12 protein-coding genes are annotated in these 15726 nt (G+C 70.4%); 11 read left to right on the top strand and 1 reads right to left on the bottom strand.

Features of this window, described 5'->3' with window-relative positions:
- Positions 1 to 390 precede the first annotated feature (390 nt).
- From ACFVJQ_RS41750 to fxsT, 4 genes are all read left to right on the top strand, one after another.
- Entirely contained in the window at positions 391 to 1365 is a 975-nt protein-coding gene (locus ACFVJQ_RS41750) for a tyrosine-type recombinase/integrase (protein ID WP_385790961.1), read from the top strand.
- Positions 1366 to 1558: 193 nt separating this feature from the next.
- Entirely contained in the window at positions 1559 to 2128 is a 570-nt protein-coding gene (locus ACFVJQ_RS41755) for a hypothetical protein (protein ID WP_385790962.1), read from the top strand.
- Positions 2129 to 2348: 220 nt separating this feature from the next.
- Positions 2349 to 2714, top strand: a complete 366-nt coding sequence (locus tag ACFVJQ_RS41760; protein ID WP_385790963.1) for a hypothetical protein — start codon at positions 2349 to 2351, stop codon at positions 2712 to 2714.
- Positions 2715 to 2776: 62 nt separating this feature from the next.
- A complete protein-coding gene (fxsT, locus tag ACFVJQ_RS41765) occupies positions 2777 to 5461 on the top strand; it encodes an FxSxx-COOH system tetratricopeptide repeat protein (RefSeq protein ID WP_385790964.1) in 2685 nt (894 codons plus the stop codon).
- A 346-nt stretch (positions 5462 to 5807) separates the two neighbouring features.
- Here fxsT and ACFVJQ_RS41770 read toward each other — a convergent pair whose 3' ends face one another.
- On the bottom strand, positions 5808 to 8864 hold the full coding sequence (locus ACFVJQ_RS41770) for a Tn3 family transposase (RefSeq protein WP_385790965.1): 3057 nt from the start codon (positions 8862 to 8864) through the stop codon (positions 5808 to 5810).
- A 144-nt stretch (positions 8865 to 9008) separates the two neighbouring features.
- Here ACFVJQ_RS41770 and ACFVJQ_RS41775 point away from each other — a divergent pair, with 144 nt between their 5' ends.
- The 7 genes from ACFVJQ_RS41775 (at position 9009) to ACFVJQ_RS41805 (ending at position 15703) form a co-directional block, all read left to right on the top strand.
- Positions 9009 to 9845 carry a helix-turn-helix domain-containing protein gene (locus ACFVJQ_RS41775; protein WP_385790966.1) on the top strand — a complete coding sequence of 279 codons (837 nt, stop codon included), beginning with the start codon at positions 9009 to 9011 and terminating at the stop codon, positions 9843 to 9845.
- 82 nt (positions 9846 to 9927) lie between these two features.
- Positions 9928 to 10398, top strand: a complete 471-nt coding sequence (locus ACFVJQ_RS41780; protein WP_385790967.1) for a cupin domain-containing protein — start codon at positions 9928 to 9930, stop codon at positions 10396 to 10398.
- Positions 10395 to 11114: an SGNH/GDSL hydrolase family protein gene (locus tag ACFVJQ_RS41785; protein ID WP_385790968.1), complete on the top strand. Its 720-nt coding sequence runs from the start codon at positions 10395 to 10397 to the stop codon at positions 11112 to 11114. Before ACFVJQ_RS41780 ends, ACFVJQ_RS41785 begins: the two co-directional genes overlap by 4 nt.
- Before the next feature lie 327 nt (positions 11115 to 11441).
- The gene (locus ACFVJQ_RS41790; RefSeq protein ID WP_385790969.1) at positions 11442 to 12494 is read left to right on the top strand and encodes a tyrosine-type recombinase/integrase; all 1053 of its coding nucleotides are present in this window, start codon (positions 11442 to 11444) and stop codon (positions 12492 to 12494) included.
- Between the two features lie 277 nt (positions 12495 to 12771).
- Entirely contained in the window at positions 12772 to 13917 is a 1146-nt protein-coding gene (locus ACFVJQ_RS41795) for a tyrosine-type recombinase/integrase (protein WP_385790970.1), read from the top strand.
- On the top strand, positions 13917 to 14243 hold the full coding sequence (locus ACFVJQ_RS41800; RefSeq protein ID WP_385790971.1) for a helix-turn-helix domain-containing protein: 327 nt from the start codon (positions 13917 to 13919) through the stop codon (positions 14241 to 14243). Before ACFVJQ_RS41795 ends, ACFVJQ_RS41800 begins: the two co-directional genes overlap by 1 nt.
- Positions 14240 to 15703: a hypothetical protein gene (locus ACFVJQ_RS41805; protein ID WP_385790972.1), complete on the top strand. Its 1464-nt coding sequence runs from the start codon at positions 14240 to 14242 to the stop codon at positions 15701 to 15703. The genes ACFVJQ_RS41800 and ACFVJQ_RS41805 overlap by 4 nt, the downstream gene beginning before the upstream one ends.
- Positions 15704 to 15726 lie beyond the last annotated feature (23 nt).

Below are 15726 nucleotides of genomic sequence, written 5' to 3' on the forward strand. Positions count from 1 at the left end.
CTGTACAAGACCGAGGTCATCAAACCGATGCGGCCCTGGAAGACGCTCTCACACGTCGAACTCGCCACCGCGGAGTGGGTCGACTGGTACAACCAGGGGTGCCGGTAAGAACCGCGTCACCAGCCGCAAACGGTGGTGATCAGTCCTTGGACTGTGATCTTCCTGGGCTGGGCGGCTCGTACACGGGGGTTGAGGAACATCGGAACGAAAACCGGCGCTAAGCCTCCGTCGGCCCTGGTGGGCGACTGACGGAGCGTCGGCGGCGGGACCGGTCTGAAGTCGTTCCACGGATAACGCCCTATTATCTGCGGGAGCTTGGTTCGTCACCTGCGGTGACGTTCTCCGGGCCATACGTGAAGAGGCCCTGTTATCCGTGGCAAGGGGGAAGCGGTGCCCACCGTCGTGCAACTGCCGGCCGGGAAGGCGCTGACCGTCCGCGCGGCGGCCGACGCCTTCCTCGACTCGCTCCGCAACCCGAACACGGTCCGCAGCTACTCGACCGGAGTCGGCAAGACCGCCGAGCGGATCGGCGAGGCCCGCCCGCTGGGGTCGGTCGCGGACAACGAGATCGGCGAGGCTCTGGAACTGCTGTGGGGCACCGCGGCGGTCAACACCTGGAACGCGCGCCGGGCGGCGGTGCTGTCGTGGCTGGGCTGGTGCGCGGAGTACGGCTACGACGGTCCGTCCGTCCCGGCCTGGACGAAGCGACTGGCGGTGCCGGACTCCGAGACCCCGGCCCGCTCGAAGATGGCCGTGGACCGGCTCATCGCCCGGCGCGAGGTCCACCTGCGGGAGAAGACGCTGTGGCGGATGCTCTACGAGACCGCCGCCCGCGCGGAGGAGATCCTCGGCGTGAACATCGAGGACCTGGACCTCGCCGCGCGCCGCTGCCCGGTCAAGGCCAAGGGCGCCCGGAGCAAGGCCCGCCGCCGGGGCCAGGCCCGCGAGGACTTCGTGCTGGAGACCGTCTACTGGGACGCCGGCACCGCCCGGCTTCTGCCCCGACTGCTAAAGGGCCGTACCCGCGGCCCGGTGTTCGTCACCCACCGCCGCCCCGGCCCGGGGAAGGTCGTCAGCCCGCGCGACGTGTGCCCGGACACCGGCCTGGCCCGCCTCTCCTACGGCCAGGCCCGCGCGCTGCTGGACGAGCACACCGCCGTACGCTGGCCGGGAACCGGCTGGGGTCTGCACGAGTACCGCCATTCCGCCCTGACCCACCTCGGTGAGCAGGGCGCCTCCTTGCTGATGCTGATGGCGAAGTCCCGGCACAAGAAGCCGGAGAACGTCCGCCGCTACTTCAAGCCGTCCCCGGAAGCGATCTCGGAGCTGACGAGCCTGCTCGCGCCTGGCGACGCGCGCCGCTGAACCCTGCTGTCACTGGTTTGCCCTACCGTGGAGGCATCCGGCCAGACGCGTACCGCCGTCCGCCGCCGTGCCGGCGCCCACGCCGCCCGGCACACAGTCGGCCAAGGTCCTCCGGGGCCCGCGCAGAAGCAGACCGTTCCGGCCCCGATTCGCCGGCGGAGAGCGTGGGAGTACCGCCAGACTGGAGTCGACCGTGCCGAAGAAGCAGTCCACCGCCGCGCAGCGCGCCCGCAAGGCCGCGCGCCAGGGCGGCAAGTACACCCAGGTCCTCCGCAGCACCGGAGCCACCCAGCCGGACGACGGGTTCGGCGGCCACGAGTTCGAGTACGAGAGCAGCACCGACCTGTTCCGGTGTACGGAGTGCCGGGCCTACGAGGTGGAGGCCCGCGACACGGACGGGCCGATCAAGCCGTGCACCGGCCTGGTCGGCTACGGCGGCGACACCGAACGGGTCTACCTGCTGCTGACCGAGAACCCGGTTCTCCAGTACAGCCACGCGGCCTTCCTGGCGACGAAGGTCCGAAGCACCGGTATCAGCCGTGCGCCGCGGTACTCGTGGCGGGACGGGAAGCTGCTGGTCGAGTCGGCTCCCAGCGTTGTCGCCGAACTGGCCCGCCGGATCGAGCTGATCACCTCCACCATCGAGGACCGGCAGGTCCCGGCCGTCGCCTCGGTCGACCACCTCACCGCAGAGGAGGGCCGGGCCGTCCTTGCGGAGAACTACGCGGCCTACGTCGCCGAGTACGGCGAGCCCCGCCGATAGCGTCACAGGCAGGCGTCACCGCGTGACGTCTACTGAACGCGAACGCTTCCTCCATGGGGGGCCTACAAGAACGCTGCCACCGTCCGCAAACGAGGGCGTTGTGTTCCGCGACAGGACGGGTAACGGTCACGTCGGGAACCACGAGGTCGAAGAAGTGCGTTTCCTGGTCCAGGCGAGAACTGCACTGGACAATGCGAAGTGACGAGCCGTCATCCATCTGGTGACGGATGTGCCGGGCGAGGGGGCCGCTGTGTCGCAGGGATGGAAGATCACGGTCATCGTGCTGGCGGCGGCCGGTGTCCTATCCACGCCGGTGGTCTGGCTTCTGGATGGCCCCGGGGCGGGGCAGCTGGCAGGGGCCACGGTCCAGGCCGCCGTCGGCATTGCCGCTCTGGTCTGGGCCCTGTTCCAGCGTCCGCCCTCCACCGAGCCCACGGACAGGGCTGTTCAAACCGGGAAAGCCAGCGGCGGCGGCGTTACCGGTATCCGGCGGCCCGGTGGCCAGGGAGGCGGTTCGGCCACGGCCGAGCGGACGGGAGATGCCAGCGGCGGGAACTCCGTCTCCGGCATCGACTACTCGAACTAAGGTCCCCTGCACGCATGAGGAAAGCATCAGGCACGGCACACGGTGAGGAGCCCGAGCCTTCAGTGACCGTGGCGGACACCGGCAACGCCAAGGCCGCCGGCGATGAGATGGCCGTGACCGGCTACCGCGGCCCGGCCCCGGCAAGCGGCCCTGAGTCACCCGCCTCGGTCCATCTGTCTGGTACCGGTAACGCGACCGCGACCAACGGCGGAACCGCCATCAGCGGCTACGTTCACATGCTGACCGTGCAGCGCGTGCCGCGGGAGCCGGCTTCCTGGCCGCACCAGGTCGGTGTGATCCCGTCCGAGGCGCGGTCCTTCCAGCATCGCGGCGAGGCAGACCGTCTGCGGGTGGCGGTCAGGAGCGGGGGCACCGCGGTGTTGTCCCAGGTGCTGACAGGGATGGGCGGGGTCGGCAAGACCCAGCTCGCCGCCGACTACGCCCGCGCCGCCTGGGACGACGGCGGCCTGGACGTTCTGGTCTGGGTCACCGCGAGTTCCCGGGCCGCTGTGGTGAGCGGATACGCGCAGGCCGGCGTCGAACTGTGCGGGGCCGATCCCGAGGACCCCGAGCAGGCCGCGAAGCGGTTCCGGGCCTGGCTCGTCCCCAAGCGCGGGCAACGGCCGTGCCGGTGGTTGATCGTCTTGGACGACGTCGCCGACCCCAACGACCTCATCGCCCACCCCGACGACCCCGGTAATTGCTACAGTCTGTGGCCGCCCGACAGCCCGCACGGCCGGACCCTGATCACCACCCGCCGCCGTGACGCCGCCCTGTTCGGAGAGGACTGCCGCCGGATCGACGTCGGCCTGTTCACCCCCGACGAATCCGTCGCCTACCTCACCGCAGCTCTGAACGCCCAGGGCCGCACCGAGCCCGCCGACCAGCTCACCGCCCTCGCCGCCGACCTTGGACACCTGCCCCTGGCCCTGGCCCAGGCCGCCGCCTATCTCATCGACTCCGGTGAGACCGCAGCCACCTACCGCAACCTGCTGGCCGACTGCACCACGACACTCACCGATCTCGCCCCCGACGCCCTGCCCGACGAGCAGCCCACCGCCCTCGATGCCGCCTGGTCCCTGTCCATCGACCGCGCCGACACGCTGCGTCCCGCCGGCCTGGCCCGGCCCATGCTCTACCTGGCCGCCCTGCTCGAACCCAACGGCATCCCCCAGACCGTCCTCACCGGCGAGCACGCCCGCGCTTATCTCGCCGCGCACCGCACGGCCACCGGCCCCGTCCCGGTACCAGCCCCGGTCTCCACTAGGGACGCGGCACGTTGCCTGCGCACCCTGGACCGGCTCAGCCTCATCGACCACCAACCGGACACCCCCCACCTGGCCGTCCGCGTCCACCAGCTCATCCAACGCGCCACCCGCGACACCCACACCCCCCACCAGCACCACCAAGCCACTCGCGCTGCCGCCGCCGCCCTGCTCGCCGCCTGGCCGGACATCGAACGCGACGCCCACCTCGCCCAGTCCCTGCGCACCAACACGGAAGCCCTCATCCGCCACGCTGAAGACGCCCTGTACCGGCCGGACGCTCATGTGGTGCTGTACCGCCTCGGCCGCAGCCTCGGCGAGAGCGGCCAGGTCACTGCCGCCATCGACCATTTCGACCACCTCGCCACCACCACCCGCGGCCGCTTCGGCGAGGACGACGTCGCCACCCTCACCGCCCGCGCCCACCTCGCCAACTGGCGGGGGGAGGCGGGGGATGCGGAGGGAGCGGCACAGGCGCTCGCCGACCTGCTCGAGCCCATGGTCCGGGTACTGGGCGAGGACGACGTCGCCACCCTCGTCGCCCGCGCCCGCCTCGCCCACTGGCGGGGGGAGGCGGGGGATGCGGAGGGAGCGGCACAGGCGCTCGCCGACCTGCTCGACCATAGGGTCCGGGTATTGGGCGAGGACCACCCTGCCACCTTCACCACCCGCGCCTACCTCGCCCACTGGCTGAGGAAGGCGGGGGATGCGGCGGGGGCGGAACGGGAGCTCGCCGACCTGCTCGAGCCCATGGTCCGGGTGCTGGGCGAGGACCACCCCGACACCCTCACCACCCGCGGCTACATCGCCAACTGTCTGGGGGAGGCGGGGGATGCGGCGGGGGCGGAACGGGAGTTCGCCGACCTGCTCGAGCTCATGGTCCGGGTACTGGGCGAGGACCACCCCGACACCCTCACCATCTGGGGCCGCCTCGCCTACTGGCGGGGGGAGGCGGGGGATGCGGAGGGAGCGGCACAGGCGCTCGCCGACCTGCTCGAGCCCATGGTCCGGGTACTGGGCGAGGACCACCCCGACACCCTCACCGCCCACGCCGACCTCGCCAACTGGCGGGGGAAGGCGGGGAATGCCGGGGATGCAGCGGAGACAGCACAGGCGCTCGCCGACCTGCTCGAGCCCATGGTCCGGGTACTGGGCGAGGACCACCCTGCCACCCTCACCACCCGCGGCTACCTCGCCAACTGGCGGGGGGAGGCGGGGGATGCGGAGGGAGCGGCACAGGCGCTCGCCGACCTGCTCGAGCCCATGGTCCGGGTACTGGGCGAGGGCCACCCTGCCACCCTCACCGCCCGCGCCCACCTCGCCAACTGGCGGGGGAAGGCGGGGGATGCGGAGGGAGCGGCACAGGCGCTCGCCGACCTGCTCGAGCCCATGGTCCGAATACTGGGCAAGTACCACCCCGACGCCCGCAGCAACCTCGCCAACTGGCGGGGGGAGGCGGAGAGGCCGCAGGACATCGAATAACGATGCCACCCTCCTTTGCGGCTGGTGAAAGCGTTCTTACCGGCACCCCTCCATGCCCGGGTGCGGCACAGGGGCGAGCAGTAACGGCTGTCCGAGCGCTTGCGGGTGCCGAGCGGGGTGTCGCTGGCGTACCAGGTGTCCCCACACTCCGGGCAGCGGAACCGGGGCCACGGGTGCGGACGGCCCTCGATCAGGGCCTGCATCGCCTCACCGCCGGCGTCGATCGCTGCCCAGCGGGCCCGCGCCGTCCGCCAGGCACCTTGTACGACAGGCCGAGTCGCAGTACCGGCGCGACCGCCTGCTGCCCTTGGGCAGCTCCGTGCCGCACTGCCCGCACCGCTGGACGTCATTCCTCGTCGGTGGCGTCCGGATCGCGCAGCGGACGCAGGCCGCCGGGCAGGTCGGGAAGCTGGAAGGAGTACCGGCCGAGCATGTTGATGTGGTGCCGTACGAACGGCGAGAGGCGGGCCACGTCCTCGTCACGGACGTCGAAGCCGTCCGCCCGTAGCTGGTTCACCGCGGCGTCCATGTACCGCGTGTTGAACAGCACCAGGGCGTTGAGGACCAGGCCCAGGGCGCCGATCTGGTCTTCCATGCCGTCCTGGTAGCGCTGGTAGAGCTGCCCGGAGCGGCCGTGGAAGATCTTCCGGGCGAGGGAGTGGCGGCCCTCCTGGAGGTTGGCCTGGCTCTTGATCTGCCGCCGGTAGCCGGGCTCGTCGGCCAGGCGCAGGATGTGCAGGGTCTTGGAGATCCGCCCGTAGTGCGCGATGGCGTCGCCGAGCGGGGTGGGGCGGCCGTCGCGGGACAGCATCCGGATCACGTCGTACGCGCGCACGGCGCCGGTGTGGATGGAGCCGATGATCCGCAGGATGTCCTCCCAGTGGCGTTCGATCCGGGCGAGGTCGATCCGGCCGCGGGCGGCATCCTGGAAGGCGCCGTAGTCGGCCGCGCGGTCGATGCGCCACATCTTCTGGTCCGGCAGGTCCGCCAGCTGCGGAGCGTACGCGAACCCCGCCAGGGTGAGCAGCCCGAAGACAATGTCGCTGTAGCTTGCGGTGTCGGTGACGATCATCTCGGGGCGCTTGCCGCCGTCGCGGTCGTACAGGACGTCCAGCACGTACAAGGAGTCGCGCGGGGTGCCGGCCACCACCTTCCCGCCCAGCCCCGCGGCCTGGTCGTTGATCATGTTCAGCCAGGTGGCGCCGCCCCGCCGCCCGAAGTACTCCGGGTTCGGCCGTGCGTACACCGACGGTACGGGGACGACGAACCGCATGCCGTCCACGGAGGCGACCAGGCCGCCGCCCCACGCCTGTGCGAGCGGGATGGCTGCCTGGTAGTCGATCAGCGTGGCGTTCGCGGCCCGGTACGTCGCCAGCCGCAGATACGTCTGATCGACATGGGACAGGCGTCCGTACTTCAGCGCGTCCGCGGTCCCGATGACCGGGGTGTAGCCGACGTTGCAGCTGTGCGCGACCAGGAGCGCCGCGATCGTGACGTGCAGGTCCTTCAGCCGGGCCTCGCCGCCGGTGACCGAGGTGAACGCCTGGTCGGCGCCGGTCCAGGAGAAGACTTCCAGCAGGGCCTCCGGCAGGTCGACCCGGGGCAGCATCGCCTCGACGGCCTCGCGCAGCTGGCGCAGGGAGGCGGGTTCGGGCTCCGGTTCCAGGGCGGCGAAGTGCAGGCGGCCGTCGTCGTCGAACACGATCTGGGAGTTCGCCGGCACCCGCGCGGCGACCTCGCGGTAGGTGCCGTCCAGCAGCGCGGCCCGTGCCGCCAGGTGCTCACCTGCCTCGGCGGGCAGGTTGAGCGAGGCGAGCACGGTCGGCTTGGCCTGCGCCCATGCGTCCCCGTCCAGCAGCTTCGCCCTCGGGTCGCCCCACTTTGAGGAGTTCTTCGCGAACACCTGCTTGCTTCGCAGCATCCGGTGCACCTGCTCCAGCACGCAGAACGCGTACGCCTTCCAGTCGACCATGCCCGGCTCCAGGTGCGGCGCGGACAGCACGAGGCGCCGCCACGACCCGGTGAGCAGGCTGGTGTCGATCTCGGAGGGGCCGACCTTCTTGCGTCCCACCAGGTCCGGCAGCGACTTCAACGCCTTCAGGACCGGCAGGCCCTCCGGCGTGGCGCCGAAGTCGACCACCGTCACCAGGAGCTTCAGGAACGGCCGCACGGTGCCGAACCGGGTGACCAGCTGGGCCCGCCATGCCTCGTCCGCGTCCGAGTCGAGCGGCGGAGTCAGCTCGAACAGCGCGGCGATCGCCGCCGCCAGCTCGTGCCGGGGCACCACCTGCTCGATCCGCTCCCACATCGCCTCCAGCGTCTCCACCTCGGGCGGGCTGATCTCCCCGGTGTCGGTGTCGACCTGCTCGCTGGTGGTGTCGAACACGATCTGGAACGCGGCGGCCAGCTTCGCCGACGCCCGCTCCACCCGCGGCAGGGTCTTCAGCTTCTCCTTCGCCGTCTCCCGCTCCGCCCTGGCCAGCAGCTTCGTCGCGATCAGCACCTCCAGCAGGTCCAGGGCGTCATCGACCGCCCGGGACGTCAGGTAGACCGCGGTGGCCAGCAGCGTGGCCAGGCGCCGGGAGTCACCGTGCCGCCTGAGCAGCGACGCCTTGCCGTCGACCCCGTACCGCGACAGCTCCGCCAGCCGTCGCGGCGGTATCGCGGACACATCCACCTCGCCCATCCCGAAGGCCGCGATTTCCTCCGCCCGTTCCAACGCCCACTTCATCTGCGGCCCGGAGATCCGCACCGGACCCCGGCGCAGCCGGTCCAGCTCCGACACCCGGGCACCCGGCGGCACCGTCAGCAGGGAGTCCAGCACCGCCCGCTGACCAGAGCTCAGCAGCCCGTAGAGGGTGTCCCACAGCCGCTGATTCGCCGCCTCCCTCACCGCGGCCACCAGCCGGGCCAGCGTCGTCACCCCGGGCAGCAGCACCCGCCGCTCACGCAGCCACCCCGCCGCCGCGTCGAACAGCGCCTTCGGGCCCTCCCCGGTCGTCCAGGCCCGCGCATCCACCCACGCCCGAAGCTCCGCCTCCGACTCGGCGAACTCCGTGTACTCCAGGACCCGCCGCAGCTCACGGACGTGATCGAGCCGGGTGTTCTCCCGCTCGCCGTACGCCTTCAACGCCGACGCGTCCGCGACGCCCAACTGCTCGGCAAGGTAGTCGACCACCTCCGCCGGCACGTCCGTCGGATCGTCCAGGAACACCCCGAGGAACCGCACCGTGGTCATCTGCACCGCGAACCCGAGCCGGTTGTGGGCCCGCCGCTTTGCCTCGATCAACGCCCGGTCCACGTCGTCCAGGAAGAAGAACCGCTCCAACTCCGTACGGGACGGCGCCCCGTCGTACGCCGCGTACTTCGCGGCTTGCTCATACGTCAGAAACTCGACCGGCACCCCGGACCTCCAGACAGTCAGTGATCAACACGACTGCCGAAGGCTCCGCCCCCGCCGAACCCCAGGTCAAAGCGCTCTCAAGCCCTCCAGAGGCTTAGCGCCGGTTTTCGTTCCGATGTTCCTCAACCCCCTACACTGACGAAAATGGAGGACCACACGGCCACCGGGATCGGTGCACGTCCGGCGCCCGTCTTGCGGGAGTACGTCGACTCGTATGTCGGCTTCGACCTCCGCGGGCTCCCGACGGGGGTGCACTGCGGCCCGCCGAGCCGCGCGCTCACTGCGGTGATCAGCCTGTCAGATCCTTTGGAGGTGGCGGCGGGCGTTGACGACGGGTCACCGGTCACCCGATTCGGCAGCGTGGCCGGCGGTCTGATGTGCCGGTCCGTCGCGATTCACCACGACGGACGCCAGCAAGGTGTTCAGGTATCGCTGACACCGCTCGGGGCCCGGGCCATCTACGGCATGCCGTCCGCCGAGCTCGCCCACCGACTGGTCCCACTTGACGAGCTTCTCGGAGCGCTTGCCGTCGAGCTGGTCGACCGGCTCCGATCGGCGACAACATGGGCGGCGCGGTTCACCGCGCTGGACGAATTGCTCCTCCGAGCTGTCGGCCGTGGCGCCTGCGGCGACCATGTGCGTTGGGTGCGCCCCGAGGTAGCCGAGGCATGGCGCCGCCTCGTCGCCGCGCGGGGTTGCGTCCAGGTTGGTGCGGTCGCCGCGGAACTCGGCTGGAGCCGTCGGTACCTCACCGAGCGGTTTCGCGGTGAGGTGGGCCTGTCGCCGAAGACCTTCGCCCGAGTCTTGCGCTTCGAGCACGCGCACGAACTGGCGGCGGCGCAGGACCCGCTCCCGTGGGGCGATGTGGCAACCGTCTCTGGCTATGCCGACCAGGCCCATCTCGTTCGGGACTGGCGCGAGTTCACGGGCCGATCGCCGACGGCCTGGCGTCGCAGCGAAGTCCTCCTCGGAGCCGGGTAGCCGCCAACCGTCTGCCCTTCGCGTCGGCTTCTCTTCCCTTTTCTTCAAGACCGCCCGATCGCTGTCGTGGACGATCGTCGGCATGAGACTCGTCAACCACGAACGCAATGCCATGGACCTGCGGACCACCCCTGTGCACCTCGGACTGGGATCGAGAGCGAAACCCGTCGAGGGTTTCACCTGGGACCCGGAGGTGCTCCAGGCCTACAGCGCCGCGGTCGCGGCAGACGGCGCCGAGGGCCGGATGGTGATGATCTTCGACGGCGACGGGCTCGGCGACCATTGGGAGAGCCACCCTGCAGGCGACGAACTGGTCGTTTGCCTCAGCGGGTCCGTGAGGGTCACCCGCGACGTGGACGGGGTGCCCGACCACGTTCTGCTCGGGCCGGGCGAGGCCACCATCAACCCGGCCGGGGTATGGCACGTGGTCGACATGGAGGGGCCGACGTCCATCCTGGCCATCACTGCGACCCTCGGCACCGACCACCGTCCTCGGACCGACACCCGCCCGACCGAACGCGTCGGCACGCCCAGCCCGGAGGAAGCGCCGTGACGACACGCATCGCGTGCCTCGGCGACAGCCTCACCCGCGCGCAGTTCAGCGTCGACTACCTGGATCTTCTCGGACGACGCCACCCTCCCGGTGACGTGCAGCTTGCCCGTTTCGGCGCCAACGGCGACTTCGCCTACAACCTCTTGCAGCGCCTCGATGCTGTCGTCACGAACCCACCCGATGTGATCACCGTGTTGATCGGGACCAACGACGCCCGAGCGAGCCTTGCCGGCTACCCCGTCGAGCAGGCCATGAAGCGCAAACAGCTCCCCGATCGCCCGTCGGCCGGCTGGTTCCAACAGTGCCTGGGAGCCGTCGTCGCACGGCTGCGAGCGGAGACCGACGCGACGATCGGTCTGCTGTCGCTACCGGTACTCGGCCAACAACTCGACGGAGCAGCGGCACAGGCATCGCAGGCGTACAGCCGGATGATCGCCGAGGTCGCCGCCACCAACGAGGTGGCCTACCTTCCGCTCCACGAACGCCAGATCGAGGAACTGCGCCAAGCGGACCCGCCGCCGATTTCATACCGGGAGGTGACGCCCGCAGCGGTCGTCGGCGTCCTCGTCCAGCACACAGTGCTGCGTCGCAGCCTCGACACGATCTCGCGGCGGCGAGGTCTCGTGCTTACGACCGACCACATCCACCAGAACAGCCGCGGCGCCACCCTTATCGCTGAGGTCATCGACGCCGGTCTGCTGACCCAGAGCGCGTAGCTGGTTCCGGCGCCCGGCCAGTCGGATGCCATCTACCGCGCGGAGGTGGCATGGCTTCGGGCAGCGGCCCCGTCCCGCCGTTGCCGAGTACCGGCAGGCGCCTTCCGTTCTGGCCCTGTTCTCGTATAGCTACGGCCAGGTGGCGTATAGCACTGCGTAATGCTCAGGGCTGCGGTGAGAGATGTCGCAGTAAATGCCGGATTTACTGCGACGGAGCCCCTACCGTGATCATCGCGACCTGCGGCGGGCCAATCCGGCCGCCGGGACGAGGTGTACGCATTTACTGCGGCAGTACCGGAAGGGCGGGGCGGCGTGACGATCGAACGAGTGACCGAGCTCGGGAGCGGGGGCGCACTTCGGTTGCCGCGCGCTCGGGTCGTACCTCTGTCCGCCCCGCCCGCGTCGTACACCGCGGCGGTCGAGCGCTACCTCACTGGCGCGGGCATCGCGAAGTCCTCCGCGCGGATCTACCGGATCTCGCTGACGACGTGGGGATGGATGCTCACCGGCGAACCCGCGCCGACCGGACCTGCCCGCCGAGGCGCGAAGCCGCCCGTCTTCCCCGTCGCCGCGATCGACGACCTGGCACTGCCGGAGGTCCTGGCCGAGCTGGCCGCCGCGCGGGCGGACGAGATGGATGCTGACACCGTCAACCGGGAGCTGTCCATCGCGCGCAAGGCGATCGGCTGGTGGCAGCGCCAGGGCTGGATCGAAGGCGATCCCACGATCGGCATCGAGCGGCGGCCGGCACCGCCGGACCGCACCAAGGCTCTCGCGGAGAACCAGATCGCCGCCCTGTGGCGCCTCGACGTCGCGCTGCGGGAGAAGACGCAGTGGAAGATGCTCTACGAGTCCGCCGCACGGGCCGACGAGGTGTTGTGCCTCAACGTGGAAGACCTCTACCCACAGGACAAGCGCGGCAGGATCACCGCCAAGGGCGGGGCGACCGAGTGGATTCACTGGCAGTCCGGCACCGCCCAGCTGCTGCCCCGCCTCATCGCCCGCCGCACCCGCGGCCCGCTGTTCCTCACCGACCGCAAGGCCCCGGCCGGAACCCCGACACTCGACGTGTGCCCGGAGACCGGCCGGGCCCGGCTTTCCTATCGCCGGGCTGAGGAGATCTTCGAGGAGAACACCCGGCTGCTGGCCAACCCCCTCGCCTCACCCGACGACATCGAGGACCTGGACGGCTGGACGCTTCACCGGCTACGTCACAGTGCCCTGACACACGACGCGGAGGACGGCACCTCTACCCCGATGCTGCTGGCCCGCTCCCGCCACGCATCCGTCCGCTCCCTGGAGCGGTACGCCCGTCCCGGCGTCGACTCGGTCGCCCGGCACATCGCCGAACGCGACCCCGCTGCACGCCGCCGCACGTAAATCCGAGCAGATCAGGGCTTCAAGATCATCCCGTTGCCCCTTTGGCGCGTATCTCGGAACCACCGCGAATCGCATCTGATGCGAACTGGATGCATCTTGCGCCGCGCTGGGCGGGCGAGCATCGGGAAGCCGGTGATCAGCGAAAAGAGGGCTCACCACGCTTCTGCCGAGACGGTAGCGGACAGGCCAGGCCCGTGTCGTTCCGCTTCACTCGATCGGATGGCTGACCTGCCGTTCCTCTCCGGGCTGCGCATCTGATGCGAGATTCTCGCGCCGGATGCGATCTACGGAGCGTGACGAATTGGCGGGCAAGGACGGGGCGACACCTGGGGTCGCGCGGCTGTACCTGGCCGACGGGGTGCCGTTGCTGCGGCCGGAGGAGCAGGTCTTCGAGGCGATGCTGGGCGGCTGGCGCAACCAGCAGTTGGCGCGGAACCTTGCGTTGTCGACGATCAACGGCCGTGAGCGGAAGGTGCGGGCGTTCGCCGCGCACGCGGACGCCTTCCCATGGAACTGGTCCTCGCCGCTGGCGGACGATTGGTTCGGCGATCTCCGGGCGGTCCGTGGCTGCGTGCGCTCGACATTGCGCGGCTACCAGGAGGCCGTGCGGTTGTTCTGCGGCTACGCCACCGACCCTGCCTACGGCTGGGCCGCCGAGTGCGAGCGCCGGTTCGGCACCCATCCGATCCAGGTGTGTCACGAGTGGAACACCGCCGTGCACATGCAGGAGTGCGAGGCCGAGTCCCCGAAACGGGCCTTCACCCGGGACGAGTTGCAGGCGCTCTTCGACCATGCCGACGACGAGGTGAGCCGGGTCCGCGGCCGCGGCCGCAAGGGATGGCTGCCCGCCTTCCGCGACGCGATGCTGCTCAAGACCGTGTACGCCTACGGGCTGCGGCGCAACGAGACGCGGATGCTGGACACAGCAGACTTCGGCCGCAATCCCGAAGGGGCGGAGTTCGGCGAGTACGGCGTCTGTTACGTCCGCCACGGCAAGGCGAAGAAGGGCTCGCCCCCAAAGCGCCGCAGCGTGTTGACCGTGTGGGACTGGTCGGCTGAGATCCTCGACCAATGGGTCAGCGAGGTGAGGCCCGCGATGCGCTACGCGGACGGGCCCGCCTTGTGGCCGTCCGAACGTGGCCAGCGGGTCGGCCTGCAACGGCTGGACTCACGCTTCGCCGCCTACCGCGACGACCTCGGCCTGGACCCGGTCCTGGACTTCCACTCGCTGCGAAGGTCGTACGTCACCCACCTGATCGAAGACGGCTGGGACCCGCTGTTCGTCCAGCAGCAGGCCGGCCACGACCACGCTTCCACCACCTCCATCTACACCTGCGTGTCCTCCGATTTCCGCACCCGCACCTTGCGGCGGGCCCTGGACGCCACTATCGAGGCCGCGCTCCAGCCCGCGAGGAGAGCCTGATGAAACGCCAGGTCAGTTACCAGTGGCGGCTGCGCGAGCGAATGGCCGCCGCCGGGATGTTCAGCACCAGCGAGCTCGCCCCGCCGCTCGCCGAGCGTGGTATCAACCTCTCGCTCTCACAGGTCCACCGCCTGGTCACCGGCACCCCCGAGCGGCTGTCGCTGCCGGTGTTGGCCGCGCTCTGCGACATCTTCGAGTGCACGCCGGCCGATCTGATCTCCACCAAGGCGGAGAACGCCGCCGTCCGCAAGGTCGCCACCGGCAACGCGGTCGTCGATCTGTCGGCGGTCCGTCCCAAGCGGGCCCGCATCCGGCCCGAAGGATGAGCCGCACCCGCGTCCGCGCCGAGGATCTGTTTTGCGCACGATGCCGTCGGGCCGTCCGCCTCGGGGCGGCCCACTGGCCCGAGGGCTATCTCTGCGCAGGCTGCTTCACCCGCGCCCTGGAGACCTACGGAACCTGCACCGGCTGTGGGGTTGAGCGGCTCACTCCGGGCCTCGCGCCGGACGGCGGCAAGCTCTGCACCGACTGCGCCGGCGGCCTCGGCGACTTCACCTGCGAACAGTGCGGACGGGAAGCCAGGCGCTACCGGCGCGGGGTCTGCGGCCAGTGCGTCCTGACCGAACGCCTCCGCGAACTCCTCGACGACGGCACCGGCTCCGTCCGCACCGAACTTCTCCCGCTGTTCGAGGCCCTGCGGCAGATCCGCCGCCCCTGGGGCGCCCTGACCTGGACCAACAAGCCCCACGTCCAGAGCAACCTGCGGGCCCTGGCTCGCGGTGAGGTCCCGCTCACCCACGACGGCCTGAGCCAGCTCACCCCCTGGCGGTCGGTCGCCTACCTGCGCGACCTGCTCATGCAGAGCGACATCCTGCCTCCCGCCGACCGGCAGCTGCTGCTGTTCCAGCGATGGCTCGGCGAGAAACTACCCGCCATCGACGATGCCGGGCACCGGCGGCTGCTGGAGCTCTTCGCCACGTGGCACGTTCAGCGCCGCCTGAACACCCTGGCCGACCGCGGCCCGCTCACCGGCAAACAGATTCAGCAGGCCCACAATGAGATCCACCTCGCGACCGCCTTCCTCGGTCACCTCGCCGAGTGCGGGCGGACGCTCGCCGACTGCACCCAGGCCGATGTCGATGCCTGGTACGCAGGAGGCTACACCGCCCGTCGCCTCACCCACGCCTTCCTGCGATGGGCCATGCGGTCCAGGCACATGCCCAAGGTCACCGTCCCACACCGCTCCACGAGCAACCCCGCCCCCCTCGCCCAGCACCAGCGGCTCACCCTGCTGCGGCAGACCGTCAACCGCGACGACATCCTCCTCCAGGACCGCGTGGCCGCCGCGCTCGTCCTCCTCCACGCCCAACCGCTCACCCGGATCACTCGGCTCACCATCGACGATGTCCTTCAAGAAGGGGGCGAGGTCCTGGTCCGACTCGGTGACCCTCCGTCGCCCGTTCCTGAGCCCTTCGCCGGGCTGTTGTTGGCCCACCTTGACCAGCGGCCGAACACCTTGACGGTGACCAACCCCAGCGCTCAGTGGCTCTTTCCCGGCCGCCGGGCCGGACAGCCCATGACCCCGGACACGCTCGAACTCCGGCTTCGCCGCCTGGGCTTCCCTACCCAGCGAGGACGCACAGCGGCAATCCGCCATCTTGTGCTCCAGGCCCCCGCACTCGTAGTCGCCCGCATGCTCGGCTATCACGACGACACCACCGCGCAGCTCGCCGCCGAGGCCGGAGGAACCTGGCATCGCTACGTTCCCGGCGATCACCGGCGGTGACTACCGCCCTGTCAGGCGCTGCT

Source organism: Streptomyces sp. NPDC127197 (assembly GCF_042672405.1).
Lineage (GTDB): Bacteria > Actinomycetota > Actinomycetes > Streptomycetales > Streptomycetaceae > Streptomyces > Streptomyces flavusporus.